32 protein-coding genes, 1 tRNA gene and 1 pseudogene are annotated in these 26,428 nt (G+C 42.7%); 29 read left to right on the top strand and 5 right to left on the bottom strand.

Translation table 11 applies throughout. The features are described 5' to 3' along the window. Positions 1-12 precede the first annotated feature (12 nt). The 12 genes and pseudogenes from pstC (at position 13) to KI350_RS23515 (ending at position 9,172) form a co-directional block, all read left to right on the top strand. Positions 13-942, top strand: coding sequence for a phosphate ABC transporter permease subunit PstC (pstC, locus tag KI350_RS10980; RefSeq protein WP_003183532.1), 930 nt, complete (start codon positions 13-15; stop codon positions 940-942). Then, positions 942-1,829: a phosphate ABC transporter permease PstA gene (gene pstA, locus KI350_RS10975; protein ID WP_020452205.1), complete on the top strand. Its 888-nt coding sequence runs from the start codon at positions 942-944 to the stop codon at positions 1,827-1,829. The genes pstC and pstA overlap by 1 nt, the downstream gene beginning before the upstream one ends. Before the next feature lie 34 nt (positions 1,830-1,863). Beyond that, the gene (gene pstB / locus KI350_RS10970; RefSeq protein WP_051143319.1) at positions 1,864-2,676 is read left to right on the top strand and encodes a phosphate ABC transporter ATP-binding protein PstB; all 813 of its coding nucleotides are present in this window, start codon (positions 1,864-1,866) and stop codon (positions 2,674-2,676) included. 12 nt (positions 2,677-2,688) lie between these two features. Beyond that, positions 2,689-3,468 carry a phosphate ABC transporter ATP-binding protein PstB gene (gene pstB / locus KI350_RS10965; protein ID WP_020452203.1) on the top strand — a complete coding sequence of 260 codons (780 nt, stop codon included), beginning with the start codon at positions 2,689-2,691 and terminating at the stop codon, positions 3,466-3,468. Positions 3,469-3,638: 170 nt separating this feature from the next. Continuing rightward, positions 3,639-3,885: pseudogene (locus tag KI350_RS10960) on the top strand (IS3 family transposase); the annotation flags it as partial. Positions 3,886-4,076: 191 nt separating this feature from the next. Then, positions 4,077-4,730, top strand: a complete 654-nt coding sequence (locus tag KI350_RS10955; RefSeq protein ID WP_020452201.1) for a YIP1 family protein — start codon at positions 4,077-4,079, stop codon at positions 4,728-4,730. 24 nt (positions 4,731-4,754) lie between these two features. Next, the gene (locus KI350_RS10950; RefSeq protein ID WP_020452200.1) at positions 4,755-5,099 is read left to right on the top strand and encodes a circular bacteriocin, circularin A/uberolysin family; all 345 of its coding nucleotides are present in this window, start codon (positions 4,755-4,757) and stop codon (positions 5,097-5,099) included. Positions 5,100-5,171: 72 nt separating this feature from the next. Then, positions 5,172-6,866, top strand: coding sequence for a hypothetical protein (locus KI350_RS10945; protein WP_020452199.1), 1,695 nt, complete (start codon positions 5,172-5,174; stop codon positions 6,864-6,866). Then, positions 6,863-7,570, top strand: a complete 708-nt coding sequence (locus KI350_RS10940; protein ID WP_020452198.1) for an ABC transporter ATP-binding protein — start codon at positions 6,863-6,865, stop codon at positions 7,568-7,570. Before KI350_RS10945 ends, KI350_RS10940 begins: the two co-directional genes overlap by 4 nt. Then, positions 7,567-8,121, top strand: a complete 555-nt coding sequence (locus KI350_RS10935; RefSeq protein WP_020452197.1) for a stage II sporulation protein M — start codon at positions 7,567-7,569, stop codon at positions 8,119-8,121. The genes KI350_RS10940 and KI350_RS10935 overlap by 4 nt, the downstream gene beginning before the upstream one ends. Beyond that, the gene (locus tag KI350_RS10930; protein ID WP_020452196.1) at positions 8,111-8,407 is read left to right on the top strand and encodes a hypothetical protein; all 297 of its coding nucleotides are present in this window, start codon (positions 8,111-8,113) and stop codon (positions 8,405-8,407) included. The genes KI350_RS10935 and KI350_RS10930 overlap by 11 nt, the downstream gene beginning before the upstream one ends. Before the next feature lie 669 nt (positions 8,408-9,076). Beyond that, complete coding sequence (locus KI350_RS23515; protein ID WP_075213065.1) at positions 9,077-9,172, top strand: IS3 family transposase; 96 nt, start codon at positions 9,077-9,079, stop codon at positions 9,170-9,172. Between the two features lie 56 nt (positions 9,173-9,228). Here KI350_RS23515 and KI350_RS10915 read toward each other — a convergent pair whose 3' ends face one another. Then, on the bottom strand, positions 9,229-9,708 hold the full coding sequence (locus tag KI350_RS10915; RefSeq protein ID WP_020452195.1) for an endolytic transglycosylase MltG: 480 nt from the start codon (positions 9,706-9,708) through the stop codon (positions 9,229-9,231). Beyond that, positions 9,705-10,055: a hypothetical protein gene (locus tag KI350_RS10910; RefSeq protein WP_011198121.1), complete on the bottom strand. Its 351-nt coding sequence runs from the start codon at positions 10,053-10,055 to the stop codon at positions 9,705-9,707. The genes KI350_RS10915 and KI350_RS10910 overlap by 4 nt, the downstream gene beginning before the upstream one ends. Before the next feature lie 184 nt (positions 10,056-10,239). Here KI350_RS10910 and KI350_RS10905 point away from each other — a divergent pair, with 184 nt between their 5' ends. The 14 genes from KI350_RS10905 to KI350_RS10840 all read left to right on the top strand — a co-directional run bounded on the left by KI350_RS10905 (position 10,240) and on the right by KI350_RS10840 (position 23,337). Next, positions 10,240-10,728 (top strand): hypothetical protein, encoded by a 489-nt coding sequence (locus KI350_RS10905; protein WP_020452194.1) that lies wholly within the window; start codon positions 10,240-10,242, stop codon positions 10,726-10,728. 384 nt (positions 10,729-11,112) lie between these two features. After that, positions 11,113-11,838: a glycosyltransferase family 4 protein gene (locus KI350_RS23025; protein ID WP_020452193.1), complete on the top strand. Its 726-nt coding sequence runs from the start codon at positions 11,113-11,115 to the stop codon at positions 11,836-11,838. A gap of 103 nt (positions 11,839-11,941) precedes the next feature. Continuing rightward, positions 11,942-12,091 carry a 50S ribosomal protein L33 gene (gene rpmG / locus KI350_RS10895; protein ID WP_003183500.1) on the top strand — a complete coding sequence of 50 codons (150 nt, stop codon included), beginning with the start codon at positions 11,942-11,944 and terminating at the stop codon, positions 12,089-12,091. A 49-nt stretch (positions 12,092-12,140) separates the two neighbouring features. Beyond that, a complete protein-coding gene (locus KI350_RS10890; RefSeq protein ID WP_020452192.1) occupies positions 12,141-12,713 on the top strand; it encodes a 5-formyltetrahydrofolate cyclo-ligase in 573 nt (190 codons plus the stop codon). A gap of 42 nt (positions 12,714-12,755) precedes the next feature. Continuing rightward, complete coding sequence (locus tag KI350_RS10885; protein ID WP_020452191.1) at positions 12,756-12,929, top strand: hypothetical protein; 174 nt, start codon at positions 12,756-12,758, stop codon at positions 12,927-12,929. 96 nt (positions 12,930-13,025) lie between these two features. Further along, the gene (locus tag KI350_RS10880; RefSeq protein WP_080131445.1) at positions 13,026-14,564 is read left to right on the top strand and encodes a rhomboid family intramembrane serine protease; all 1,539 of its coding nucleotides are present in this window, start codon (positions 13,026-13,028) and stop codon (positions 14,562-14,564) included. Between the two features lie 76 nt (positions 14,565-14,640). After that, positions 14,641-16,095 carry a spore germination protein gene (locus KI350_RS10875; RefSeq protein ID WP_023855199.1) on the top strand — a complete coding sequence of 485 codons (1,455 nt, stop codon included), beginning with the start codon at positions 14,641-14,643 and terminating at the stop codon, positions 16,093-16,095. 99 nt (positions 16,096-16,194) lie between these two features. Then, a complete protein-coding gene (locus KI350_RS10870) occupies positions 16,195-16,392 on the top strand; it encodes a YqgQ family protein (RefSeq protein WP_020452188.1) in 198 nt (65 codons plus the stop codon). A 24-nt stretch (positions 16,393-16,416) separates the two neighbouring features. Continuing rightward, positions 16,417-17,391: an ROK family glucokinase gene (locus KI350_RS10865; RefSeq protein ID WP_080131444.1), complete on the top strand. Its 975-nt coding sequence runs from the start codon at positions 16,417-16,419 to the stop codon at positions 17,389-17,391. Between the two features lie 181 nt (positions 17,392-17,572). Continuing rightward, complete coding sequence (locus KI350_RS10860) at positions 17,573-19,471, top strand: LTA synthase family protein (RefSeq protein ID WP_035338376.1); 1,899 nt, start codon at positions 17,573-17,575, stop codon at positions 19,469-19,471. Between the two features lie 174 nt (positions 19,472-19,645). Further along, entirely contained in the window at positions 19,646-20,587 is a 942-nt protein-coding gene (locus KI350_RS10855) for an iron-hydroxamate ABC transporter substrate-binding protein (protein WP_145624134.1), read from the top strand. 131 nt (positions 20,588-20,718) lie between these two features. Next, positions 20,719-21,843: a M14 family metallopeptidase gene (locus KI350_RS10850; protein ID WP_026579307.1), complete on the top strand. Its 1,125-nt coding sequence runs from the start codon at positions 20,719-20,721 to the stop codon at positions 21,841-21,843. Positions 21,844-21,906: 63 nt separating this feature from the next. Beyond that, positions 21,907-23,007, top strand: a complete 1,101-nt coding sequence (locus tag KI350_RS10845) for a YqgU-like beta propeller domain-containing protein (protein WP_444546422.1) — start codon at positions 21,907-21,909, stop codon at positions 23,005-23,007. Positions 23,008-23,022: 15 nt separating this feature from the next. Beyond that, positions 23,023-23,337, top strand: a complete 315-nt coding sequence (locus tag KI350_RS10840) for an MTH1187 family thiamine-binding protein (protein WP_020452182.1) — start codon at positions 23,023-23,025, stop codon at positions 23,335-23,337. Between the two features lie 60 nt (positions 23,338-23,397). Here KI350_RS10840 and KI350_RS10835 read toward each other — a convergent pair whose 3' ends face one another. Continuing rightward, positions 23,398-23,571, bottom strand: a complete 174-nt coding sequence (locus KI350_RS10835) for a DUF2759 domain-containing protein (RefSeq protein WP_003183486.1) — start codon at positions 23,569-23,571, stop codon at positions 23,398-23,400. A 155-nt stretch (positions 23,572-23,726) separates the two neighbouring features. On the opposite strand from KI350_RS10835, the gene KI350_RS10830 reads away from it, so the two are divergent. Further along, the gene (locus KI350_RS10830; RefSeq protein ID WP_020452181.1) at positions 23,727-24,365 is read left to right on the top strand and encodes an MBL fold metallo-hydrolase; all 639 of its coding nucleotides are present in this window, start codon (positions 23,727-23,729) and stop codon (positions 24,363-24,365) included. Positions 24,366-24,400: 35 nt separating this feature from the next. Here KI350_RS10830 and KI350_RS10825 read toward each other — a convergent pair whose 3' ends face one another. Beyond that, complete coding sequence (locus KI350_RS10825) at positions 24,401-24,646, bottom strand: DUF2626 domain-containing protein (RefSeq protein WP_020452180.1); 246 nt, start codon at positions 24,644-24,646, stop codon at positions 24,401-24,403. A gap of 210 nt (positions 24,647-24,856) precedes the next feature. Here KI350_RS10825 and KI350_RS10820 point away from each other — a divergent pair, with 210 nt between their 5' ends. Next, positions 24,857-25,234 carry a Spx/MgsR family RNA polymerase-binding regulatory protein gene (locus KI350_RS10820; RefSeq protein ID WP_003183482.1) on the top strand — a complete coding sequence of 126 codons (378 nt, stop codon included), beginning with the start codon at positions 24,857-24,859 and terminating at the stop codon, positions 25,232-25,234. Positions 25,235-25,296: 62 nt separating this feature from the next. On the opposite strand, the gene KI350_RS10815 is transcribed toward KI350_RS10820, so the two are convergent. Next, positions 25,297-25,368 (bottom strand) — tRNA-Gln (locus tag KI350_RS10815). A gap of 107 nt (positions 25,369-25,475) precedes the next feature. Between KI350_RS10815 and KI350_RS10810 the strand changes: the two genes are divergently transcribed. Next, positions 25,476-26,315 carry an STAS domain-containing protein gene (locus KI350_RS10810; RefSeq protein ID WP_020452179.1) on the top strand — a complete coding sequence of 280 codons (840 nt, stop codon included), beginning with the start codon at positions 25,476-25,478 and terminating at the stop codon, positions 26,313-26,315. The last annotated feature ends 113 nt before the right edge of the window (positions 26,316-26,428 follow it).

The raw sequence follows: 26,428 nt of genomic DNA, 5'->3' as shown, positions 1-26,428 counted from the left end.
GGAGTGTAAAAAATGGTTCAAAAAATAGAGAAACTGTCCGCGAAAGAGCGGCTGATCAGCTCCAAGCATAATCGCAAAATGGATGAAATCCGCGGGAGGATTTTGGTTGCGTCGTGCGCGTTTATCATGATGGCGGCGGCAATTTCGATCACAATTTTTCTCGGAAATAAGGGGTTGCAATCTTTTCTGGCCAATGGTGTAAGTCCAATTGAGTTCTTAACCAGTCTAGATTGGAATCCAACGAACGAAAACCCTGAATACGGAGCCCTTCCGTTTATACTCGGATCTTTTGCAGTGACCCTTCTTGCATCTTTGATTGCTGCACCGCTTGGAATAGGAGGTGCGATTTTCATGACGGAAATCGCGCCATCATGGGGCAGAAAAGTACTGCAGCCGGTTGTCGAATTGCTTGTTGGTATTCCTTCCGTCGTTTATGGATTCATAGGCCTTACAGTGTTAGTGCCGTTCATCTCACAGTTTAAGTCAAGCGGATCGGGCCACAGCCTTCTGGCGGGAACGATCGTCCTGGCTGTCATGATTTTGCCGACGGTCACTTCTATTTCAACGGATGCGCTCATGTCGCTGCCGAAAAATCTGCGCGAAGGATCATACGCATTGGGCGCAACCCGCTGGCAGACGATCCGCAAAGTGCTGATACCGGCAGCGCTGCCTTCGCTTCTGACAGCCGTCGTCTTAGGAATGGCGAGGGCGTTCGGCGAAGCGCTGGCCGTGCAGATGGTCATCGGAAATTCCCGAAACTTGTTTGAGAGCCTTTTAGACCCTGCGGGGACATTAACAACGATCATAACGTTGAATATGGGCCATACAACATACGGGAGCGTGGAAAACAATACGCTCTGGTCAATGGGGCTTGTCCTTCTGATCATGTCGTTCTTGTTCATCCTGCTCATCCGCTATCTGTCATCCAGGAGGAAACTGTAATGAACAGCAAAGTAACAGATCGTTTAGCAACCGGTGTTTTTGGATTGATCGCTGCGGTAATCGCCGCCATTCTTGTCGGTTTGTTCGCTTATATCATCATCAATGGTGTTTCACATATCAGCCTCAGCTTTTTAACTTCGCGTTCCAGTGCGCTTTCAAGCGGCGGCGGAATCCGCGATCAGCTGTTCAACTCGTTTTATATTCTCGCACTGACGATGCTGATCACGGTTCCCCTTGGAGTCGGCGGGGGAATTTATATGGCTGAATATGCGCCCGCCAACAAATTGACTGATTTTATCCGTGTCTGTATTGAAGTTTTGTCATCCCTCCCTTCGATCGTCATGGGGATGTTCGGCATGCTGCTGTTTGTAAATCTGACCGGATGGGGGTACAGCATTATCGGAGGAGCGCTTGCTTTGACGATTTTCAACCTTCCCGTCATGGTCAGGGTGACAGAGGATGCGATCCGCTCTGTACCTAAGGAACAAAAAGAAGCTTCCCTTGCTTTAGGTGTATCCAAGTGGCATACGATTAAAACGGTATTGATCCCTGGTGCGGTGCCGTCCATCATCACAGGCGCGATTCTTGCGTCGGGCCGCGTATTTGGCGAAGCTGCCGCTTTGCTGTTTACAGCCGGACTAACCACGCCGAGACTGAATTTCGCCGATTGGAATCCGTTTTCTGAGACATCGCCGCTCAATATTTTCAGACCGGCTGAAACGCTGGCCGTTCATATTTGGAATGTAAACACGCAGGGGATCATCCCTGATGCTGAAGCGATCGCAAACGGCGCATCCGCTGTTCTCGTACTGTCCGTCTTGATCTTTAATTTGGCAGCCCGATGGCTCGGCTCTTTTATTCATAAAAAATTAACGGCAAACAAATAAGAAGGAAGGATGAAATCATATGGCTCAGGTCCAGATGCCGGTTTTGGAAACCGTGCGCGACAATATCGGAATCGCTCCGTTTCCTGAAGCGAAAGAACATATTTTAGAAGTGAAAAATTTAAATATTTACTATGGAGAAAAGCGGGCCGTCAACGACATTTCCATGCATGTTGACAAACATGCCGTTACGGCTTTGATCGGTCCGTCAGGCTGCGGAAAATCGACTTTTTTAAGAAGCATCAACCGGATGAACGATCTGATTCCATCAGCCAGAACATCCGGAGAAATACGATATGAAGGACTTAACATCCTTGATTCCAATATCAATGTCGTCAATCTGAGAAGGGAAATCGGAATGGTATTTCAGAAGCCGAATCCCTTTCCAAAATCGATTTACAGCAACATTACCCACGCTTTAAAGTATGCGGGTGAACGGCGTAAATCTGTGCTTGATGAGATCGTGGAAGAAAGCTTGAGGAAAGCCGCGCTGTGGGATGAAGTGAAAGACAGGCTGCATGAGTCGGCTTTTTCGCTGTCAGGCGGGCAGCAGCAGCGCCTCTGCATCGCCCGGACGCTCGCGATGAAGCCTGAAGTCCTGCTTCTGGATGAGCCTGCTTCAGCGCTCGATCCGATTTCAAATGCGAAAATAGAGGAATTAATCGTCGGTTTAAAAGAGGAATACTCGATCATCATTGTCACGCATAACATGCAGCAAGCTTCAAGAATTTCCGATCAAACGGCGTTTTTCCTTAACGGAGATTTGATCGAATACGATCGTACGGAAAAGATTTTTATGAATCCTTCAGAAAAAAAGACAGAGGATTACATCAACGGCAGGTTTGGATAAGGAGGGGCCGGTATGAGCGCTGTAACAGCTGTAAAGCCAAAAGATGTGTACCAGATCAACGATTTGAATTTATGGTACGGCGAACATCACGCATTAAAGAACATTAACTTGACAATACCCGAGTACGAAATTACCGCCATCATCGGTCCGTCAGGCTGCGGAAAGTCGACCTTCATTAAAACGCTGAATCTCATGATCAATATGGTTCCGAATGTCAAAATGACCGGAGAGATCAGCTACAACGGAACGAACGTACTGAACAGCAAAGTCGACCTTGTTGAGCTGCGGAAGAAAGTCGGCATGGTGTTTCAAAAAGGAAATCCGTTTCCCCAGTCGATTTTTGATAATGTCGCATACGGACCGAGGATCCATGGACTGAAAAACAAAAAAGAATTGAATGAGAGAGTGGAAAAAGCGCTTATGGATGTGGCGCTGTGGGATGAAGTGAAAGACCGGCTTCATTCCCAGGCGCTCGGACTTTCCGGAGGGCAGCAGCAGCGCCTCTGCATCGCAAGGGCGCTGGCCACCAATCCGGACGTTCTCTTGATGGATGAACCGACATCCGCTCTTGATCCAGTTTCGACTTTGAAAATTGAAGAGCTGATGCTTAAGCTGAAAGAGAAATACACGATTGCAATCGTCACGCACAATATGCAGCAGGCATCGAGAATTTCCGATCAAACGGCGTTTTTCCTCATGGGCGAGCTGATTGAGTGCAACGATACGGTCAAAATGTTTTCAAGTCCTGACGATTATCGGACAAAAGATTATATTACAGGCCGGTTCGGATGAGAAAGAGGCTGCCGTTTTAAAGCGGCAGTCTTTTTTGCATCGGCGGCGGAGGCAATAAAAAAGCAGGCTGGTACGAAGGGGTCTGACCCCATAGATGAGACAAATAAAAAACACCTTCAAGTTTGCACGGATAGTTGTTATCCGAAATAAGACATGGAGGTGTTTTTTCTATGGAGACAAGAGTGAGTTCCGGTTGAAGTCAAACGGAAGGCTGGAGAAATGAGATTGGTAGGCGCACCCATGAAAGAGATCATGCAGAAATCGAATATCAAGAATAAGGCACGGGTTCAGACATGGGTCAGGTGGTATAAGGCTGCGGATAAACACCAATTCGAACAGCCTGTTGGAAAACAATATACTTATGGAAAGGATCCCGAGTATTCTTCTGAATTAGAGAGACTGCAGGCAGAAAGTCGTTAGCTGAAACAACAAAATGAAGTTTTAAAAAAAGGGGGTAGTCCCAGAGGCATTCTTTTCGATTTTTATGAAACAATTCAACCTTAAATTTACCTTAATAAATAAAATCCCATATTGACCAAACATTGTAAAAGGTGATATGTTTTTAATAGAATTAACAAAAAATACTTTTGTTTATATAAGGAGCATTTATGGATAATAAACAAAACTTTATTACTCTCGTACATCATTTCATATTTTCTCCAAAGGACTTTCTTTCTATCAAGTATTCTAGCGATAAGAATTATCGTCATTCTTGGTTTGTCTTCCTAGCTGTATTGTTTCTGTTCTTAGGCTTTTATTTAGCTATCTTCCCAACACTCTCTACCTTGATTAATAATTCATTTCAAGACAATGGAATTGATTATACAACTGATATGAATACACTCATTATGATCATTACATTAGTATTAGGTATTATTCAATTTACCTCGATGGTTCTTGTAAGCTTTTTTATTATACATATTATTGGGATATTAATTGGCGGGACCGCTACAGCCAAAGAATTTTTCCCTAGTTTTATTTATTCAATCATACCTATAGGCATCAAATTTACAATACTCATTATTTTTTCTTTCTTTTTAGGTAGTGATTTCGCCTTTTCAGTTATTTACCCAAATTCTCAACAGCCGCTAGATATTATCTTGAATATTATTATCGACCCTTTCTTTTGGTGGTCTACTATTCTAGGGTGTATTGCCTTAAAAGTAATACATCAAATTTCTTATAAAAAAACCATCATAATCATTAGCATTACAATGTCTTTAGGTATTATTTCTCTTTTTTCAACAAGTTTATTTTTATAAACTGAAAGGAGGTGAGATTTCAAGATGAAAAATAGCAATCTTTTTAAAATTGCAAGTATTACAGGTGTAGTTTCTCTCTTTGCCATTGCTACTTTCCTTATGGGCTCGTCAGAAGGTATTGCAGGTTTAGCTTCTATTGACTTTAGTTCAGGTCATCAGTTCGCTTTAGACCTTGCAACAAACCTAGGAATTAGTAAAAAAACAGCCTATGTAGCAATCGGTGTTATTATGACAACAGGCGATGTATTAACAATTCTCAGCCTATTGGCTGTTGTTTTGGGCGGAACTGGTCTAATTACAGCTGCAATGGTAGCTACAGCGAAAAAGCTAGCTAAAAAATACGGCAAGAAATATGCTGCTGAATGGTAAAATGCTCAAAAGGAAGAGATTGAGGAGTATAATTATACTCCTCCTTATTTTCGTTCTAGGAGGAATATACACATGCTCAACAAAAGGGTTCTCATTGCAAACTTTAAACTAACCTATAGACGAACTTTAAATCGCTTGATTTATTTTTTCCCATCAAGCGAAAATTTACTTAAATCAAATAAAATTCTATTTGTCTTTGCGCCCTTTTTCTTGGTGTATATATTTATTCTATATAAAGCCTCACAGACTCTTTTAACTGGAGTTCCAGAGCATATTCTAACTCTAGGTACTAACTTTATCATTCTCTTTTTTGTTTTGAATATATTAAAATCATCGACTGATATCATACATCGATATGTATATCCTGAAGATTTTCTTCTTCTTCATACTTTAAAAACGGATCCCAAAAAAATTTTATTATCAAGGTTCTTTACAACAATTTTTCTAAACATCCTGTTTAAATTAACAGTAGTGTTATTCCCTATACTCTTTTTTATAAATTTTTCTACACATGACCGTATATATCTTTTGTTATCATTTCCATCACTGCTAATATTTATTGTTGGACTGACAAGTCTTTATTCATCGCTTACATACATCGTTTATTCTAAATTTCTACATAACATTTTAAATTCACGATTAAAAAGCTTGTTATCCCTTATAGGAATTGCCTGTATATCTGCCATTTCAACTACTTTTCTTGGTTGGATCGGACTTAATTATTTTTATCAAAATGATCTCCTCGAAGCTATTGGCAATTTCATATATCTATTCAAATTAGATACGATATTAACCACCAATTGGCTGCCTACAAATTGGTTTTTACTTTCAACAAGCGATATACATTTATTTTTTTTATGTTCTATAGGTTATATTGCTTTAGGTTGCCTTTTCGCCTTTATTACCTTTCATTTAATTTTGAAAGTATTGATTATAAAAGAAGCAGTACCTAATAATCTTTTGCCAAAATTAAAACCAATCAAGTTGCCTTTTTTAAGTTTCTTACAAAAGACCTTACCACGGCAAAATATTGCTATTCTAAAGAAAGACCTTACTGCATTATTAAGAGCTAATTTTACAATAAAAAAACGACTGGTACTTTCCATTAATATGATTGCAGTAGAACTAGGTGTATTGATAGGTCTTAGTTTAAATCAAAAGTGGTTTGATTTCTCAGACATTTTTGTTATCTACCCAATTTTATTTGCTGTGACTTATAATACATCTTTATTAGGAGAGGGATTACTTGGCGTAACTTCAGCAGATGCAGAGCGTGAGAACCTTTACGTTTATAAGAGCTCGGGTGCTTCTATTTTTAAATTGATCGCAGGAAAATCTTTATTGCACTTATCTGTGATTCTTATTTTAATGAATACGTTATTTTTATTCATCTTATTGTTATTCAACTTAGATATTATGACGCAGCTTATATTGTTCATCATGATTAACTCCATCAGTCTTATCATAGGGGCTGGACAAATTATTGGAACATTTCTCTATCCTCGTTTAGATTGGGAGAACTTTGAAGACATTGGTTCATCTGTTAAAGCATCATTTTTTGAACATACTATTCTCGGAGTGTTACTGGCATTTTACCTTCAGTTGTATGGTATCACAGGCGTTCTCGTTACTTTTAATATTATTAATAGGGGAGTATTCTTTTTAATCATTGTGACAGGTACCATTTTATTTGTTATAGGTATTGGAGTCTTTTATTATTTTTGGATTAAAAGAATAGGAACGAAAAATTGGGAGATGAAAACATGAACATTGAAAATGTGTCTTTCAAATATAAAGATAAACTGATCCTTGAATCTATTAATTTAAAGATAGAGAAAGGCAAAGTTTACGGCTTACTTGGACCAAATGGAGCTGGTAAATCAACTCTTTTAAAATGTATCCTTGGTATAGTGAAACCTTACGAAGGTAAAATCACTGTCAAAGGAGAAACCTTGGAATCTGAAAGATCCTCTTACCTTAAATATATAGGATACGTTCCAGACGCACCTTTTATCTATCATTATTTAACACCTAGAGAGTACCTTGAGTTTGTTGCTGATTTACAAGAAGTCCCTTATGAGATTAAAAATGATAGAATAGATCTTTTGTTAAGTCAATTTAAATTGAAAGATAATGAAAACGACATGATATCTACATTTTCTTTTGGTATGAAACATAAGTTATCTGTTGCAGGAGCCATAGTTCATGAACCAGAAATATTAATATTAGATGAACCATTAGGGGCATTTGATCCCCCCACTACAAAGATGATGAAAAGTTTTCTCAAACGTTATGCTGAACAGGGAAATACTGTCATCATGTCTACACACCTTGTAAACATAGCGCAACAACTATGCGATAAGGTTGGTATACTGATTAATGGTACTTTAGTTAAAGAATATAATCACCTGACAGACATAAAGGATTTTGAAGATTTGATTATAAGGGATATGGATACGATACTAAAATGAAGGAATTAATAAAAAGAAATAAGCGTATACTCTATATAGCAAGCTCCTTTTACATAGTGGGTTTAGTTCTTGGTGTGATTTTTAACAATATTCTACCTAGCCTTAGTCAAGATAATGTTCAAAATATCACAGTATCAGGTTACTTTACACATAATTTTGCAGCAAATTTATTTCTCATTTTTTCAATGTTTACATTTGGAATTTTGACATCTATCTTATTACTATTGAATGGCTTCTTAGTCGGTCTATCTTCTTTACATAGTATCACTGACCATGGAAACGATGTCTTATTTATATTAACTGCTTTGGTTCCTCACGGTATTTTTGAGATTCCGGCAATGATTTTGTCGGGAGCACTTGGTTTCAAATTGTTAGATTACGTGTATATGAAGATAAGGGGTATTTATTTTTCAAAAAAACAGTTTTTACAAGATTTTTTGTACTTTGTTATTATACTTTTTTTATTGACATTACTTGCTGCTGTTACAGAAGCATTAATAACGCCTTATTTACTTAACAAATTAACATTAGGAGGCTCTTATGTTTTTTAATAAAAAGCAGATAGATAAATTACTGGATGATCATACAGAAGAAGAACAAAAAGAAACGAAAAGTAAAGTTAATACTTCATTTATAATAGTATTTTATTTTTCAATACTACTATCAATCTGTACTGTCTTTTTTGATTATAGGTACTTTTTGATTGCTTTGTTTGGCCCGACCATTTTAGTAACTTTTATATCCCCACCTTTCCAAACCAAAAAAGGTATTTATAGAATTTTTTCGGCCATATATTTAATACTTTTAATTACAGTTACTTTCTTTTGGTTAAATTGATTGCTTAATTCTCAATCAAAAAACGTCCTTAATGGATGTTTTTTTATATCGTTTAAATTAATAATTTGAATTGCTTTTTGACAAGTTCAACTTCGTACTACGAATGGGTTCTCCATCTTTTTTTATTGTATAGGTATGTAAACGGTTTCTGTAGGGGGAGGGCTTATGTTAACGTTTACTGGTTTGGGGAAAGCAAGTCCGACCATGGTGCCTTTGGTAGGGGTGCTTATTTCTGGATTTGGCATCAATGATATTTAAAGAAGGGATTATCAAAGTACTGCCAGTGGCGACCATGTTTATCTTCGTCACTTTAATTTTTGCATTCTACAAGACACAGTATTCTTTGAACCTCTAATCAAAGCATTAAACAGCTGACAAAGGGGAATGTTGTCACTGTTTCCATGGGTACAGCTGCAAGTGGGATGATCTCACACTTAGATGGTGCAGGAGCCACAACCTTTTTATGAACTGTACCCGCACTGCTTCAGCTTGTAAAAATTACATATGGGTCCTTGCTTACTGTGCGATCAAGGTTAAGTGTATACATCTTATGAGTATCAGAAAGCTATTAATATAATGCCTCCATCGGATCGTTTCATTCCTCACTAAAGTCTGAAACGTTTGATCTTAACAGCATTGATCGAACTACGACTGCCATCGTAGAACACACTGTTAAAGAAATACATTCATTATTTTAACAATATTCGTATTAAAACAAAACTAAACAACCAATCACCGGTAAACTATCGGGAATTGGTTGTTTAAAGGTGTTTTTAAATCCTGTCTCAAAACGGGGGTCAGTCCCGTTCCAGCCTGCTTTTTTATTTGGACAGTGTTTTGACGATGTTTTTCAAGCTGTCACCGCGCTTCAGTTCGTACTTACCTGCGCGGATTTTAGATTCGTTTCCGGTCTTTTTCACATAATCTTTGAAGTCATCGGCAGATGAAATGACTTTTCCTTTTGCAAGGAGGTCTGCTATCTCAGCCGTGCTCATGCCGCTTTTGATTTCAAGCTTATACTTGGAATCTTTTTTTTCTGCTTCTTTCTCTTTTTTGTTTTGAGACGAAGCATCCTGCTTCAGAGCGGTCTCTTTATAATGGAGCAGCTGCTGGTATTCTTCGCGTTTCAGCGAAACCTGCTGGTTGTCCTTTAAATAGGTTTTGACATCGGTTTCGCTGATGTTTTGAGCGTCTTTAGAAGCTTCAGCTTTTCCGTTACCCGTCAAATAAAATGCGCCTGCAAGAACAGCGGTAGCCAAAATCATTCCTCCGGCAAATGCTTGTACACTTTGTCTGGTCATACAAGCACCCTCTCATTGTCTTTAATGATCGCTTTCACATCTTCGACAGATACGTGCTCAGCTTTAGCGATGGCGTCTACAGACATGCCGTTTTGGTATTTTGAAAGAATCTGCTTCGCAATATGCTGGCTGATGCCGGCATTTGGTCTGCGGACGACCACATTTGAATCGAGGAGCTCTTCCTCAAGCACGGTCATCTTCTTTTTCAATTTATAGATTTCCTGCATGGCGGACAGCTGAAGGGTTTCCAACTCCTGTTCAACTTCCTTGATCGGTTCTCTTTGAAAATATGAGAATGCAATCAGCGCAATGCTGACAACGAGCAGCGCAATGATAGCAATTTCCACGTTCATCACCTTCAATTCTAATTTTCTCCTTCTTTTTTATACCATAAAAACGCTTGCTTCAAAAGGAGTTAATGCAAAAAATAAAAATTTTGTCGAAGAATTTTATTTTCGTTGCGCCTGCGGGGCCATTTCCAATAGGATAAATACATAACAGGGCTTAACGGGAGGGCGCACGGTGAAAAGGATGATCATCTCGAAAAAACCTTTTCAACATAGTATTCGAAGCGAATCTTTGTTTTGTAACGATATTTTAAAAATATCTTCGCCGGATCATGAAACCGTTCGGCTGAGCTGGGAAATCTCAGATGCTGTGCTTTCAGCGGCTGAAGCGGTTCTGTTTGAAAGTATAAAAGACGTCGAAAAGCAAATTCTTCTCTTTTGCGTAAAAAACGGAGAGCGCAGCGTACGGACGATCCATACCGATGCATTTAAAGGAGAAGCCTCGGTTTTTCCCGCTGCAGGCAATGCGTTCTACAAAGCGGAATACCGGATATACAATTCGCTCAACATGTCGCTGGCCGTTCTCACCTCCGGCTGCTTCTACCTTGGGGAAAACGGAATCCATTCAAACAGCAGCTGTTTTCTGTATCACGACAATCAGCAGGATTGGACGACTCAATTTTCCGCGTACACGAGTTATTCTTTAATAGAAGGAAAGGAGCGTTTCCGTTGATCAATGTATTGCTGCTGTCGTTGGAAAATCCTCTTTTATTGAAAAGCGGAGCGGGGCGCTATGTGAAAAGTCACCTTGAACTATTGCGGAACGAAGTCAGCTTTACCGTCTGCACGACGGCTGCCGGGCAAAACAGCCATGGATGGAAAACGCTTAAGATTCCGCTTGATTTAAAAGCGTTCGCTTCTTTTGAAGAGGCGGTGGCCGCCATGAATTTTCAGATGATCAAAACCGTGCTGGCGTATAAAGGACAATTTAATTTTATCCATGCAAATGATGATATCACCGCGCCTGCCGCCGTTTATCTCAGCGAGGTGCTGGCTCTTCCGCTGATTTCCACGGTACACGGCCTTGAAAGCGGCCGGAAAACGGCAGCAGGCGAGAATGTCCACCCATACAGAGCAAGCCTCGAACGGCTTCTGGCTGAAAAAAGCCGATCAAATTCTCGTGCTGAGCAGCATGATGAAGACAGACATGCAAAAGGCGTTTTCGCTTCCTTTCGAGCAAGTCCGCGTCATTCCCCATCCGTGCATAAAAAGCCGCACGGTGAAAAAACGAATGAAAAGCGTACCGTACTTTTTTTCCTGCGGAAGGTTTGTTCCGGAAAAAGGGTTTATCGAATGGCTGCACGCCTTTCAGCAGCTTCGCAAACGGCAGCCTGATCTTGAACTTGTCATTGCCGGGGAAGGACCGCTTCAAAGCGGGATCGAGACCAAGGCAAGAGAATTGGGCATTAAGGAAAGTGTGACAATTCTTCCTTTCCTTTGTGAAGAAGAAAGAGAGAGCTGGCTGGCATTTTGTGAAATGGCTGTTTTTCCAAGTTGTTATGAGCCGTTCGGCATTGCTGCTCAAGAAAGCATGGCAGCCGGCGCTGCCGTCGCCGTCGGAAACAACGGGGGATGGAACGATTTCGTCATCGATCGGGTGACCGGTTTTCAGGTTGATTTTAATCATCCTGATAAAGCTGCATATGCGCTTGCAGAAATTGTCCGCGATAAGGAGCAGCTGCACAAGGTCGGACAAACGGCAGAGGCTTATATATTAGATTTGCATGATCCTGGATATATCAAAAATGTGTTTTTGCAACATGTGTATCACACGTCTTTTTAACAAACCGTGACAAACTAAAAAAAACGCCTGGCATTCCGGCATCATAAGTGGTATTATAGATAAGTCTGAACAGAAATGATATATAGTTTGGAGGGAAAAATAAATGCGCGTTAATATTACTTTAGCTTGCACTGAATGCGGCGAGCGTAACTATATTTCTACAAAGAACAAGCGTAACAATCCAGATCGCGTTGAATTCAAAAAGTATTGCCCACGTGACAAAAAATCAACATTACACCGCGAAACAAAGTAAGCAGCAGGGATTTTCCTGCTGTTTTTCTGTTTTTAAGGGGGAAAGAGATGTGAAGCGTTCTTTACGAAATGAGGTCAGAAAGAGGCTTGCAAACATGCCGGAACAGGAGTTTCTTCTAAAGGCGGAAGCGATTCACCGGAAGCTTTTTCAATCCAAACAGTGGAAAAAAGCGTCTGGCATTGCCCTTACGATTTCCAGAAATCGCGAAGTTCCGACAGAACCGATTATCGAACAGGCACGGCTTGAAGGAAAAACGGTGTGCATTCCGAAATGTATGCCTGATACAAAAGAGATGCACTTTCGCAGCTTTCAGGATGAAAGCGATCTTGAAGTTGTGTATTTTGGCCTGCAGGAACCGATCGTGCACAAAACCGGGCGGATGGAGCCTGAAGACATCGATTTCATCCTTGTACCGGGAATTTGCTATGACCGGACAGGATACAGAATCGGCTATGGAGGCGGCTATTATGACAGATACCTGGCCGGTTTCACAAAAGATACCGCATCGCTGGCTTTCGAGTGCCAAGTGATCGATCATGTCCCAAAGGAGCCGCACGACATTCCGGTTGAGCAAATTTTTACCGAAGACGCCGTTTACACCTGCAGCGGGTCTGCTGAATAATTATTAAAAAATGAGACACGATACGGTTATAGGAGGGATCATATGAGAAAAGTTACATTCATTGCAGTAGGCGTCATTGCCGCCCTTGTGTTTTTTCAAAACCGTTATCGTGTCATCAATTTCATTCTTGGTCAAAACCAGATCCGCCACTATTTTATCCATTTGATGATGAGAATTCCGTTTTTTCGCAATAAGTTTATACAGCAGGCTTTCTGAATCCCGTTTAAAAACGGGATTTTTTTAAAGCGCTTAAAAGGCGCAGAATGACGCGTTTCCTGTTATAATGGACAAAAACAATTGTGGAGCGTCGGTATGTATTCAATCGATTATTTGTATTGGAATTTCATCGGGAACCTCTTAGACAGGGATTTTGAGCTTGTGCAGGCACCAGCTTCATTCGGAGAAGCCTGGCTTGAAGCAAGGGGGAGCGCGCCGTATGATTTGGTTCGCGTTTTTCGGAAGGATATCGATTTCAGACAGGATCTCGTCGGTGACTTGGAATCTCTTTATGAAAGAGCGGAGCGCCTGAGAGCAGCATCAAGGCAGCGAAAGCTCTCGATATTAAACGTCTATTTGTCACAGGAAGCACCTGTAGATGAGTGGGAAGATGTTGTCAGTCATCCGGTCGCAGATAAACGGATCAGCATCGTGCCGGTTTTTATTGAGCACGCTTCGGCTGAAGAAGGCTTCCGCAAACTCGCCGTTGCTTTAAACATGGGGCCGGATGAGCTGACAGGCCACATGCACGATGCCGGATACGAGAATGTGGAAGAGAAGAGAGCCGAAGTATTAGCAGCGGCTAAAGCAAGAGAAGAAGAAAGGCGGCGGGAAGCGGCTGTATTTGAGAAAGGCAAACCGATGTTTACCTGGATTTTTGCAGTGCTTCAAGTCTTCATGTTTCTGCTTCTGGAAATGTCGGGCGGCAGTCAGAATACCGACACGCTCATCCGGTTCGGTGCGAAGGAAAACAGCCTCCTGTTAGCAGGGGAATGGTGGCGGCTTGTCACGCCGATCGTTCTTCATATCGGATTGGTCCACCTCATGTTCAATACATTTGCATTGCTGTCTGTCGGAGCCGCGGCAGAAAGGGTGTTTGGATCATTCCGCTTTCTTGTCATATACATATCAGCCGGAATTTTTGGATCGATCGGCAGCTTTCTGTTCAGCCCGTATCCGTCCGCAGGGGCTTCGGGAGCCATCTTCGGTTGTTTGGGAGCACTTTTGTATCTGGCTTTTTCAAATCGGAAAGCTTTCTTAAAAACGATTGGAACAAATATCATTGTGATTATCATTCTGAACCTCGGCCTCGGTTTCACGATTTCAAATGTTGACAATGCCGGCCATATCGGCGGATTGATCGGCGGACTCCTGACGGCCTTGGCAGTCGGAATCCCCGGGAAAAAAAGACCACTCCAGCGGCTGACAGGCTGGGTTCTCATCTTTGTCATCGGAGGAGGCGCTCTGTACATTGGGACACATTCAGCTTCGATGCAGGAAAATGCCATGCTGCATCAGGCGGCGAAATGGTATGAAGAGGGAGACTATGAAAAGGTAAAAGATGCCTTGCAGGAAGCGGGCTCAAAGCAGGACGCTTCCAGCGACACTTTAAAGCTGCTCGCTTATTCCGAATTTCAGCTCGGCGAGTTTGAAAACGCTGAGAAAAGGTTCGAGGCCGTCGTTGAAAAAGATCCATCAGATCACGCCTCACTCTATAATCTTGCCAGGCTCTATGCTCAAAAAGGCGAGTTCGCCAAAGCCGAACAGTCTGTTGAAAGAGCGTTGGCAGAAAAGCCTGATGAAGAGATGTATAAAGCGCTTCGGGACGAACTTAAGAAAGAAACCGCCCGGTAACCAAGTATGAAAAGCTTCCGTTATGTTAAAAATGGTCTTTAGTATAGACTCATTTGACGGGAGCTTTTAATATACAATGGAAAAAAAGCATGCGGTCCAAAAAAATTTAGCGAAAAATGTTGAATATTTAAATGAAAAGCTGGGGGTCGACAAAAGCTTCGATATGATCCGGCTTGATGTTGTTTATGCTGATAGAGACATGTCGCTTTATCTTGTCGACGGCTTTGTAAAAGATGATATTATGCACCACTTGCTTAAGAATCTCTCAAGGCTCACCCCCGAAACTCTGGAAGACGATCCGCTTGAGAAGCTGATCAAAACGTACATCCCATACATCGAAATTGATACGGAAGACGACCTCGACAAAGCAGCCGCCCAGGTGCTGTCCGGGCCGGCCGTTCTCCTTGTCGACGGGGTGGACCATGCCATTATTATCGATGCGCGGACATACCCGGCAAGAAACCCGGAGGAACCCGACAATGAACGTGTCGTCAGAGGTTCAAGAGACGGCTTCGTCGAAACGATCGTGTTCAACACCGCACTGACGAGAAGAAGAATCCGCGACCGGTCCCTCAGAATGGAGTTCCTTCAGGTCGGCAGAAGAAGCAAAACAGATGTTGTCATCTGCTATTTGGAAGATATCGCTGATTTGGAAAGTGTAAAAAAGCTGAAGCAATCGCTTGAAGCGATCGATACGGACGCTTTGACAATGGCGGAAAAGACACTGGAAGAATATATCGGCGGCCGTCATTGGAATCCTTATCCGACGGTCCGCTATACAGAAAGGCCTGATACTGCGGCCGTTCATTTGTACGAAGGCCACATTCTCGTCTTTGTGGACGGTTCGCCAAGCGCGCTGATTACCCCTGTTACTTTTTGGCACCATCTGCAGCATGCCGAAGAGTACAGAAACAAACCGCTTGCAGGCGCCTATTTGCGAGTGGTCCGTTTTATATCTGTGTTGGCATCGATCTTTTTGCTGCCGCTGTGGTTTTTGCTCTCCGTTCATCCCGATCTTTTGCCGGACGCCCTTCAATATATAGGGCCTGAAAAAAAAGGGGCCCTTCCGCTGCTTGCGCAATTCATCATAATTGAAATAGGCGTCGACATGATGCGGATGGCTGCAATCCACACCCCGTCGTCTCTGGCTACGGCTCTCGGACTTGTAGCTGCTTTAATGATCGGAGAAGTGGCAGTGCAGGTCGGACTTTTCTCGCATGAAGTCGTCTTGTATCTCGCTGTTGCGGCTATCGGCACGTTTGCTACGCCGAGCTATGAGCTGAGCATAGCGAACAGGCTGGCAAGAATCGTTCTCCTGATCGCGGCCGGCGCATTCGGACCGATCGGCTTTGTCATCGCGATCTTCTGCTGGGTGATTTATCTGGTCAGAATGAAGTCGTTTCATGTGCCGTATTTATGGCCGTTTATCCCCTTTGACTACAGAGCCTTTCGAGATATCGCGATTCGAACGCCAATGCCGCTGAAAAATAGAAGGCCCGTATTTTTGGATCCCCAGGATCCAGACCGCTGAATGTCTGTTTTCTTCAGGAAAACAGGCTTTTTTTTTGCTTGACGCCGGACAGCTTTATGAATACTCTAATGTTAGACCTTTAAAGAATGGTGAAATAAAATGAAAACAGCCTATGATGTACAGCTGTTGCTGAAACAGTTTGGATGTTATGTTTATTTTGGAGATCGCGAACTTGAACTTGAATATATGATGGACGAACTGAAAGAAATGTTTCTTTCGAATCTGATAGAAAAAGAACAGTGGCTTAAAGGCGTTTCAATTTTGCAGAATGAACTCACAAAAGTAAAGAGAAAATAAAACAGGGATTAGAGGGGGAGCAAAATGAATGACAGCTGGCTGGTCGGAGTCGACCTTGGAGGAACAACGGTAAAGCTCGCTTTTGTAAGCGCTTATGGTGAAATCCTGCACAAGTGGGAAATTCCGACCGATAAATCGGGGGAAACGGTTACGGTAAGCATCGCAAAAGCCATCGACGGAAAATTGAAAGAGCTCGGCAAACCGAAGCACATCTTAAAATGGATCGGCATGGGCGCTCCGGGCCCCGTCAATACGGAGACCGGCATCGTTTATAAAACGACGAACATGGGCTGGGAGAACTATCCGTTAAAAGACCACCTTGAAGCAGAGACAGGATTAGCGGCGGTCATTGAAAATGACGCGAACATCGCGGCTCTCGGCGAAATGTGGAAAGGAGCGGGAGACGGCGCAAAGGATTTGATTCTTGTCACGTTGGGAACGGGTGTCGGAGGCGGCATTATTGTAAACGGAGAAATCGTCCGCGGGCAAAACGGTGCAGGCGGAGAAATCGGCCACATCTGTTCAGTTCCTGAAGGAGGAGCGCCGTGCAACTGCGGGAAAAGCGGCTGTATCGAAACGATCGCTTCGGCTACGGGCATCGTCAGGATTGCCAAAGAAAAAATAGAATCCGGTCATCTAGATACAGACTTGCGTGCATGTCTGGATATCACGGCGCGCGATATTTTTGAAGCGGCCCGGGAAAATGATCCGGTTGCTTGCGAAGTCGTCGATTATGTGGCGGGTCATTTAGGAATGGTCCTCGGCAACTTGGCGAGCTCGCTCAATCCTTCGAAAATCGTAATTGGCGGAGGCGTCTCAAAAGCAGGAGAAATCCTGCGCTCCAAAGTTGAACAATCTTTCAACCGCTTCGTATTCCCGCGGGCCGGCGAGGCGGCTGAGATCGTAATCGCTTCACTTGGAAACGACGCAGGCGTGATCGGCGGCGCATGGATCGCCAAAAACCAATGGCTGAAAAGCCAGGCGGAGCCTGTTTTATAAGCATTTTCGGACCGCTTTGCAGCATTGTTAACACTTTTAAGCCAATGTGAAAAATGATTGATTTTTTTGTACAGACAGGTTAAGATATGATTTAGTAATTTTAGCGATTTTTCTAAAATAAAACAATATGTGGAAATTCAGTTTGCGGAAACATGCGTCTTGCTGCATAGGGAGGTTTCGAATGCGAAAGTCATTTTTTTCAAAAATTTCGTTTTTGTTAATTGCGACATTGCTGATGTGGCTGAAAACGTATGTCGTCTACAAAACAAGCTTCAACATTAAAATTGAAAACTTCATGCAAGAGTTTATATTGTTCATCAATCCTTTAAGCTTTTTGCTGTTTATATTCGGAATCGGCCTGTTTTTCAAAGAAAAAAACAGGAACCGGTTTATTATCGGGGCAAGCATCGTCCTGACGTTTGTCTTGCTTGCGAACATGATCTTCTACCGTTTTTACAACGACTTTTTAACGATTCCTGTATTGTTCCAGACGAATAATATGGGTGATTTGGGAAGCAGTATCAACTCTTTGTTTATGCCGACCGATTTGCTCCTCGTCGTCGACATTGCCATTTTAATTTGGCTGTACAAGCGCCAGCCTGCCAAAACAGGCGGAAAGGCGACAAGAAAGGAACGCGCGGCTTACTATCTATTTGTCGCTGCCGTTTTCTTTTTCAATTTAGGGATTTCTGAAACAGAAAGACCGCAGCTTTTGACAAGATCGTTTGACAGGGAAGTTCTTGTGAAGAATATCAGTCTTTACAACTTCCATATCTATGACGGGCTGATCCAGTCAAAGCAATCTGCACAGCGTGCGCTGGCCGACAGCAACAGCCTCACGGAGATTGAAAACTATGTCAACGCAAACCGCACGGACACCAATCAGAACCTGGCCGGGATCGCCAAGGGTCGAAATGTGATCCTCGTTTCCCTGGAATCCACCCAAAGCTTTGTCGTGAACCAAAAGTTAAACGGCAAAGAGATTACGCCTTATTTAAACGACCTGATAAAGAAAAGCTACAGCTTCGAGAATTTCTATCATCAGACAGGCCAAGGCAAAACGGCAGATTCCGAATTCATCGTTGACAACTCTCTCTATCCTCTTGGAAGAGGAGCGGTCTTCTTTACGAATGCAGGAAACGAATATACGGCAATGCCTGAAATATTGAAAAACCACGGCTATTATTCCTCGATTTTCCATGCGAACAACAAAAGCTTCTGGAATCGGGATATTATGTACGATACGTTTAAATACGATAAGTTTTACGATATCAATTCCTATGATGTAAACGAAGAAAACTCAGTGGGCTGGGGACTGAAAGATAAGGAATTCTTTGAACAAACATCAGAGCTGATGAAAGAAATGCCTCAGCCGTTTTATACCCGCCTGATCACGCTGACAAACCATTTTCCGTTTGAGCTGGATGAGGAAGATAAACTGATCGATGAATTTGATTCAAAAAGCCGTACGTTAAACAGATATTTCCCGACCGTCCGCTATCAGGATGAAGCGCTTAAACGATTTATTGAAAAGCTGAAAGAAGACGGCCTCTACGATAATTCTGTTATCGTGTTATACGGTGACCATTACGGGATTTCCGAAAACCATAACGAAGCGATGAGCCAATTCCTCGGCAGAGAAGTAACCCCGTTTGAGGAAGTGCAGCTTCAAAGAGTCCCGCTTGTGATCCACATTCCGGGAGTGACGGATAAAGAGCCGAAAGCCATTGACACCGTCGGCGGCCAAATCGATATTCGGCCGACTGTACTGAACCTTCTCGGAATCGATTCGAGCGATCAGATCCAGTTTGGAAACGACCTGTTTGCCAAAGACAAAACGGAGTTTACAGTGCTTCGCGACGGCAGCTTTATTACGAAAGACAAAGTATACACAGACGGCATATGCTATGATAAATCGACAGGAGAGCCGTCTAAAGATAAAAAAGGCTGTGAGCCGTACATTGAAAAAGCGAAACAGGAGCTTTCATATTCAGATCAAATCATTTATGGCGACTTGCTGAGGTTTTATGACAGCGAGCGCTTAAAAAAGCAATCTGACGCCAAGCCGAAAGACGAGTAAGCTTTTCTTTTGGCGGAGAAAGCTGATGCAGCAGGCCGGATATCGTTCCGGCCTGTTTTTAATGACAAGAGTCCGTCATAAAAATCATGATCCAAGCCGATGCCGGTTATGATATAATTGATAATGATTCTCTTTATCGATATTCAAACCAGAAAGAAGGTATGAAAGGTGAATATGAAAGGAAAGACGCTCGCTGGAGCATGCTTTGTACTATTATTGATCGCAGCATTGACAGCATGCGGTAATCAAACGGAGAGCAAAGATTCGTCTTCTAAATCAAAAAGCGAAGAAACGATTACATACAAGGCTGAAAACGGAACGGTTAAAGTTCCGAAGCATCCGAAACGGGTGGTTGTCATGGCTGACGATTATTTCGGCTATTTCAAGACACTCGGTCTCAATGTAGTGGGTGCCCCTGACAGGGTATTCAAAAATCCTTATTTCAAGGGGAAAACCGAGGGTGTGACAAACATTGGTGAAGGAAATTCCGCTGAAAAGGTTATTCAATTAAAACCGGACCTGATTGTCGTATGGACGACCCAAGGCGCTGATATCGAAAAGCTGGAAAAAATCGCTCCGACGGTCGCTTTGAAATATGACAGCTTGAATAACACTGAACGGCTGAAGGATTTCGCAAAAATGACAGGTACTGAAGATCGAGCGGAGAAATGGCTGGCTGAATGGGACAAAAAAGTTGCCGCGGCAAAATCAAAAATTCAAAAAGCGGTCGGGGACAAAACGGTTTCCATTATGCAAACGAATGGCAAAGAAATCTTTGTATTCGGCGATCAATTCGGAAGGGGAGGAAGCATTGTTTATCAAGATCTCGGCTTAAAGGCGACAAAGCTGACGAAGGAAAAAGCAATCGACGAAGGGCCGGGCTACACGAGCATTTCATTAGAAAAGCTGCCTGAATTCGCCGGAGATTATATATTTATAGGGCCCTGGGAATCAAGCGGAGACGACAGCGCCGTGCTTAATACCTCTATTTGGAAGAACCTTGGCGCGGTCAAAAATCAACATGTCTATAAAATCGACCCTGTCGGCTTCTACTTTTCCGATCCGATTTCATTAGAGGGCCAGCTTGACTTTATTACAGAAAGCTTAGCGAAATAAAGATGAACTTCCGCCTATTTGGGCGGAAGTTTTTTTGCGGGCTGAAACCTTATTGAAAAAGCGTTTTTTAAGCGAACCGGGAGAGTTTTTAAACGAGCCTTCATCATATGCTATTGTGGGAGGGATCATTGATGGCATTCATCAACATCAAACCGGAGTTAAAGCAGAATATGGAAAGATTGTCTAATATCCTGAACATACCCGAACCGCTTTTAATCAGCGCAAACGCGAATGCAGCCGCGGACGAATTTTATTTTCCGGGAGCGTCTTTTCAAGCAGGAAAAAACGTTCCAGCAGCCGAAACATATGAACAGCTGCAATTATTGGTGAATCAATACACACTTGAAGATGAACAGTGGCTGACAAAAACAGTCGTTTACGATTCAGCAGTACTGAAAAAGGAAATTGACAGATTGACGGAGTGCTTTCCGTTTGTTACTTCCCGCATCATCGGTCGCTCAAGCATGGGCCAGCCTATATACGAACTGCTCCTCGGAGCTGAATATGCCGAAAAAAAAACGCATATGAATGCTTCTTTTCATGCCAATGAATGGATCACCACTTCTGTTTTGATGAAATGGCTCAAAGAATATTGTTATCATTTATGTACAGGCCGGTCCGCTTTAGGTTTTTCACCGCTTGACATTTTTTCATCAACAAAGCTTTCCGTCGTGCCGATCGTTAATCCCGACGGGGTTGATCTTGTGCTTAACGGTCCCGGTCATCTTGGGATAGCGCGGGAAGCACTGGATGAGATGAATGAGCATCAACCGGATTTCCGGGAATGGAAAGCCAATATAAACGGAGTGGATTTAAATAATCAGTTTCCGTCTTTTTGGGAGATCGAAAAACAGAGAAAACCGCCCAAATCCCCTTCCTACAGGGACTACCCCGGAGATGAACCGCTGACAGAACCGGAAGCGGCAGCGATGAGGGATTTAATCGCAAACGAGCCGCCTGATCGGCTTGTGGCGCTTCACACACAGGGAGAGGAAATTTATTGGGGATACAAGGGGCTGGAGCCTCCTGAATCAGCCGATGTGATCCAAACATTTGAGCGCCTGAGCGGTTATAAGGGCGTCAGATATATAGACAGCTATGCAGGATTTAGAGATTGGTTTATTCATTTTTTCGGAAGAGAAGGATATACTGTTGAACTCGGCAAAGGAAAAAATCCTTTATCAATGAAACAATTTGACGATATATATTGTAAAAGCAGAGGCATACTTTGGGCATCCTGCTTTTTTGAAAGCTGAAACTTTTCACGGTGAAAATCGTAAATTATACAGCCAATCATTTATGGAGGGAGAATGGCCGGTTTGAGAGTTTCGTTATGGCTTATTGCCGCTGTGATGACCGTGGCTGCGGCTGGTTGCACACCGCAGCATCAGGAAGGAACGAAAAGCGTTCATCATGAGGAGCCGGAAGGGAAAAAGAAAAGCAGTGCAGCAGTAAAAGATAAAAAAGTGATAGCGCTGAAGGACCGGCACTTTGATGAGGCGGCAGGATGGCTTGATGATGAAACCGTTATATACACCGCAACCGATCCGGTCGCAGGAAGTGAAGTCAAATCATATGATATATTTAAAGGGACGGGCGAAACGATCTACAAGACGGATGACAGGCTGATAGCGGCGGAAGTAAACAGGGAAAAAGGCATGATTCTCATCCAAACCGCCGGAAACGGCTCTGAAATGAAGTTAACTTTGCTTAATTTACAGGGAAAACAGCTATACACAAAAAAATTTCGCACGCATGAACTGCAAGTGGACTGGAATCGGTTTGACCCTTATCTTTTATACGTCACAACTTTTACGAAAGATTGGAATTATGAATCTCGCCTGATTGATGCGAAAGAACAGCAAACCGAAAAAGACATCGCACAGGCCGCCTTTGTTCATTGGACTTCCGCTGACACTTTTGAATATATCAAATGGAATGAACGGAACCGGGAAAAACCGGCTCCTGTTTATTCCTTCAACACAGCGGACGGACGGGAAAAGAAGCTCGCCGGTGATGCCGTACTGCTCGATGTTCTGGGGGATATGCGGCTGATTGTAGCGCCTTCATCCAGTCATCGCCAGGGCACCTACATATTTTCAGACGTTTCTTCTTCGGAAAAGAAAATTTCTTTCAAATTGCCGCTGTACTCGGAATATGGCAGCCTGTCACCGATGGAATACAGCTACGACCCTCGGCATGAGCTGTTTTATACGTATCAGCCGAATGAGTCGGGCTCCTTGTATGATCTGATTTCCGTCAGTCTCAAAACCGGCAAACGGGAAGTCATTCGTGAAAAAGTGGAAATGCTTCCGATTACCGTATCTCCTGACGGGGATTATGCATTGTACGGTTATACCCAGGATCAAATCATTTCATTCAACTCAAAAACTGCAGCACCCCTTGTGTCAAAAGAATAGAAAGGAGAATGGACAGTGGCCATAGCAGACGTTACCATCATACCGATCGGTACCGAAACTCCGAGCGTAAGCGCGTATGTAGCGGAGATTCAAACCATTTTAGAAGGATTTAAAAAAGAAGGCAAAATCCAATATCAGCTGACACCGATGAATACTTTGATTGAAGGGGAATTAAGCGATTTATTTGAGGTGATTCAGACGATTCACGAAGCGCCTTTCCAAAAAGGCATCCACAGAGTGGCGACGAATATCAGGATTGACGACCGCCGCGACAAGAAAACGACGATGGAAGGCAAGCTTGCAAGCGTCCAGCGTCATTTCAGCCAATAAGAAAAACAGCCTTATTCCGGAATAACGGAATAAGGCTGTTTTTGTCTAAAGGCACCGGGTTTAGTGGACTGTCGGATACCCGCTGTTAATGATTGTCATGACGGTAAACCATCCAAACACTAAAAAAGCCGCCCCGCCAAATAAGATGCCAAGAACGTTGATTTGTTTAAGAGAACGAAGAACTCCAAGAGCAGATAATATCGTGACTAGACCGAAAATGATCACGAGCAACATCAATATAAACCCCCTTCGTTTGGATCCCCTGCAGTATATTTCCAATTTTATTTTAACCGTTTTCATCAAATTTGTCGAGGACAACATGATTCATTGAAAGTTTCCCGCAAAACCTTCATAATGGAACAAAGAAAGATGAATCTGAGGTGAAGAAAATGAAATGGAGAAGAATGCCTTTAGGGCCTATCCAGACGAACGCTTATATTTTATCCCATGATGACGGTACCTGTTTAATAATTGATCCCGGCAGCGAATCAGGGAAACTGAATGCATACATAAAAGAAAACGGTTTGAAGCCTCTTGCAGTATTGCTCACTCACGCTCATTTTGATCATATCGGAGCCGTGGACAATGTCAGAAAAGAATGGAACATTCCTGTATACGTACATAAAAATGAAGCTGAATGGCTGACTGATCCTTCATTAAATGGTTCAGCGCTGCTTACGGGACAGACGATCACAGCAGAAAAAGCAGATCATCTGATCGAAGAAGAGGGGGATCTTAAAATCGGCTCTTTTACGCTCCGCATGCTCTTTACGCCTGGACATTCTCCGGGCAGCGTCTCGTATTATGCGGAAGAAGAAAACCTGATCGTTTCCGGGGATGTTTTATTTAAAGGGGGAGTCGGGCGTACAGACCTGCCGGGAGGAAATCAAAAGGTGCTGATGGACAGTATTCATCAAAAACTGCTGACGCTTCCGGAAGAGACGCTTGTGTTAAGCGGTCACGGCCCCGAGACGGACATTGCAACAGAACAGGAACAAAACCCGTTCATCAACGGATTTACTTTGTAAAACATAAAAAAGACGATCCTGATGGATCGTCTTTTTTAATGGCCTCCCTGCCCGGGAACCATAATAAACACAGAATAATATGTAAATGCGGCAAAAAAGACTGTCAAGTAAGCACCGAAAATATAAATGTACATCCGCTCGGTCAAGTTGAGATACGATAAGAACACAAAAAATACAGTTTGACCGAAGAACAGCAGTGATGCATCTTTCATATTTCCTAAATAAAACATGACCGCAAAGATACCTGTCCAGAATCCTAACACACGGAACATGCGATTCATTTATATCCCTCCCAAAAAGCCCCTTTGATTTTATTATAAGCCAATTTATCTTGAAATGTAAACATTTTCATTTTGGGAAAATCAATTCATTTTTTACAATTTTGTGATAAGCATTTTTAAAAAATCACCTGTCACGTGTTTAAACGGAAAATATCACGGGTACTAAAACATACAAAGACAAAGTCAGTACATTTTAAGGAGGAATCATTCATGGAAGAGCTGACCTTTTATTCATACCCGAGCTGCACATCATGCCGGAAAACGAAACATTGGCTGAAAGCGAACCAGGTTGATTTTACAGAGCGGCATCTTTTCAGGGAAACGCCGAATCAGGACGAGCTGAAACATATTTTGTCTCTCACGACCGAAGGAATTGATGAGATATTGGCGACAAGAAGCCAGGCATTTAAAGAGTTAAATCTTGATATCGAAGAATTAACGGTCAGCGAAGTGCTGGAATTGTTAATTCAAAAACCAAAGCTGCTGAGACGCCCGATTATCGTAAACGGCGATAAGCTGGTTGTCGGATATAATCCCGGCGAACTCTTAAAATTAAAAAAACACACCTTACACCGTTCTGTTTCCTGAAAAAAACGAAGATTGCTGACACATTGCATGTTCAGCATATCTTCGTTTTTTCGCCTGTGTAACTGGGCTAGCTGGATTCGAACCAGCGCGTCACGGAGTCAAAGTCCGTTGCCTTACCGCTTGGCTATAGCCCAATGCGCTTACGTATAGTGTAGACAATCGATTTCGTTTTATACATAGTGATCAAAATGTTGGTCATATAGCCGATTGATTTTAAAGGAAAACAATGAGGAGGATTGACATGGAAAACAAGCATGCAGCCCTTTATGAGTATTTGGTCAAACAGGCGGACAGAATCACCGATGAATGGCTGTCCCGAACAGCGTCTGAAAAAGAAAAAACGGCACAGCAATATAAGGACTTTTTACTGGCTGTTTCAAGGGTATTTGCCAAGGATGAACAGGCGCTATGCTGGGATAAAGCCTCCGGATGCGCCAAGGAAATTGCCTACGACAGGGCTGTTAGCCAAATTCCGGTGACTGAAAGCATAAAGGGGTTTAAAGTGTGCCGTGAACTTTTAATAGATGAAATCGAGCATTTTTCGGATAAACATGCACCGGACTGTTCGAAAAAAGACTTTTTTATCTGGAATAAACAGCTTCACTCAATGATGGATGAGGTTATTGAACAGTTTATTCTTGAATATGAGCATACGACAAAGAGGCAATTGAAGGCGCAGACCGAGATGATACGCGAACTGAGCGCACCTGTTATACCGGTATCAGAACACATCGGTGTGCTGCCGCTCATTGGCGAAATTGATACTCACAGGGCAACGGTGATCATTGAATCTGCGCTTAAGCAGTGTGCTGAGCTTCATCTCTCGCATCTGTTTATTGATATTTCCGGTGTTCCTGTCGTCGATACGATGGTTGCCTACCAGTTGTTCAAAGTCGTAGACAGCACAAAACTACTTGGCGTTGAGACGGTTCTTTCGGGCTTGAGACCGGAGATTGCCCAAACAGTTGTGAAGCTTGGGATGGATTTTTCGCATATTAACACAGAACAGAGCCTTGCTAAGGCGCTTTGCAATAAAGGCTTTTGTATCCGTGAAAACGGCAAGGCTGAAGAGAAGGTTTAAATTTCTCATTTCAGCAGTTGGAAGCTGAATAAAATAGTCAAATCGGTATTCGGAAATTCCGTTTTTGCTTCGTATTCAGCTTGATTTGCGATTTTTAAGGATTTGATGCTTCC

Origin of the sequence: Bacillus sp. J41TS8, assembly GCF_018333035.1 — a bacterium.
In the GTDB taxonomy this organism is placed as follows: domain Bacteria; phylum Bacillota; class Bacilli; order Bacillales; family Bacillaceae; genus Bacillus; species Bacillus paralicheniformis.
Note: the sequence above shows the minus strand (reverse complement) of the source record. Positions and strands in the feature narration are given on the sequence as shown.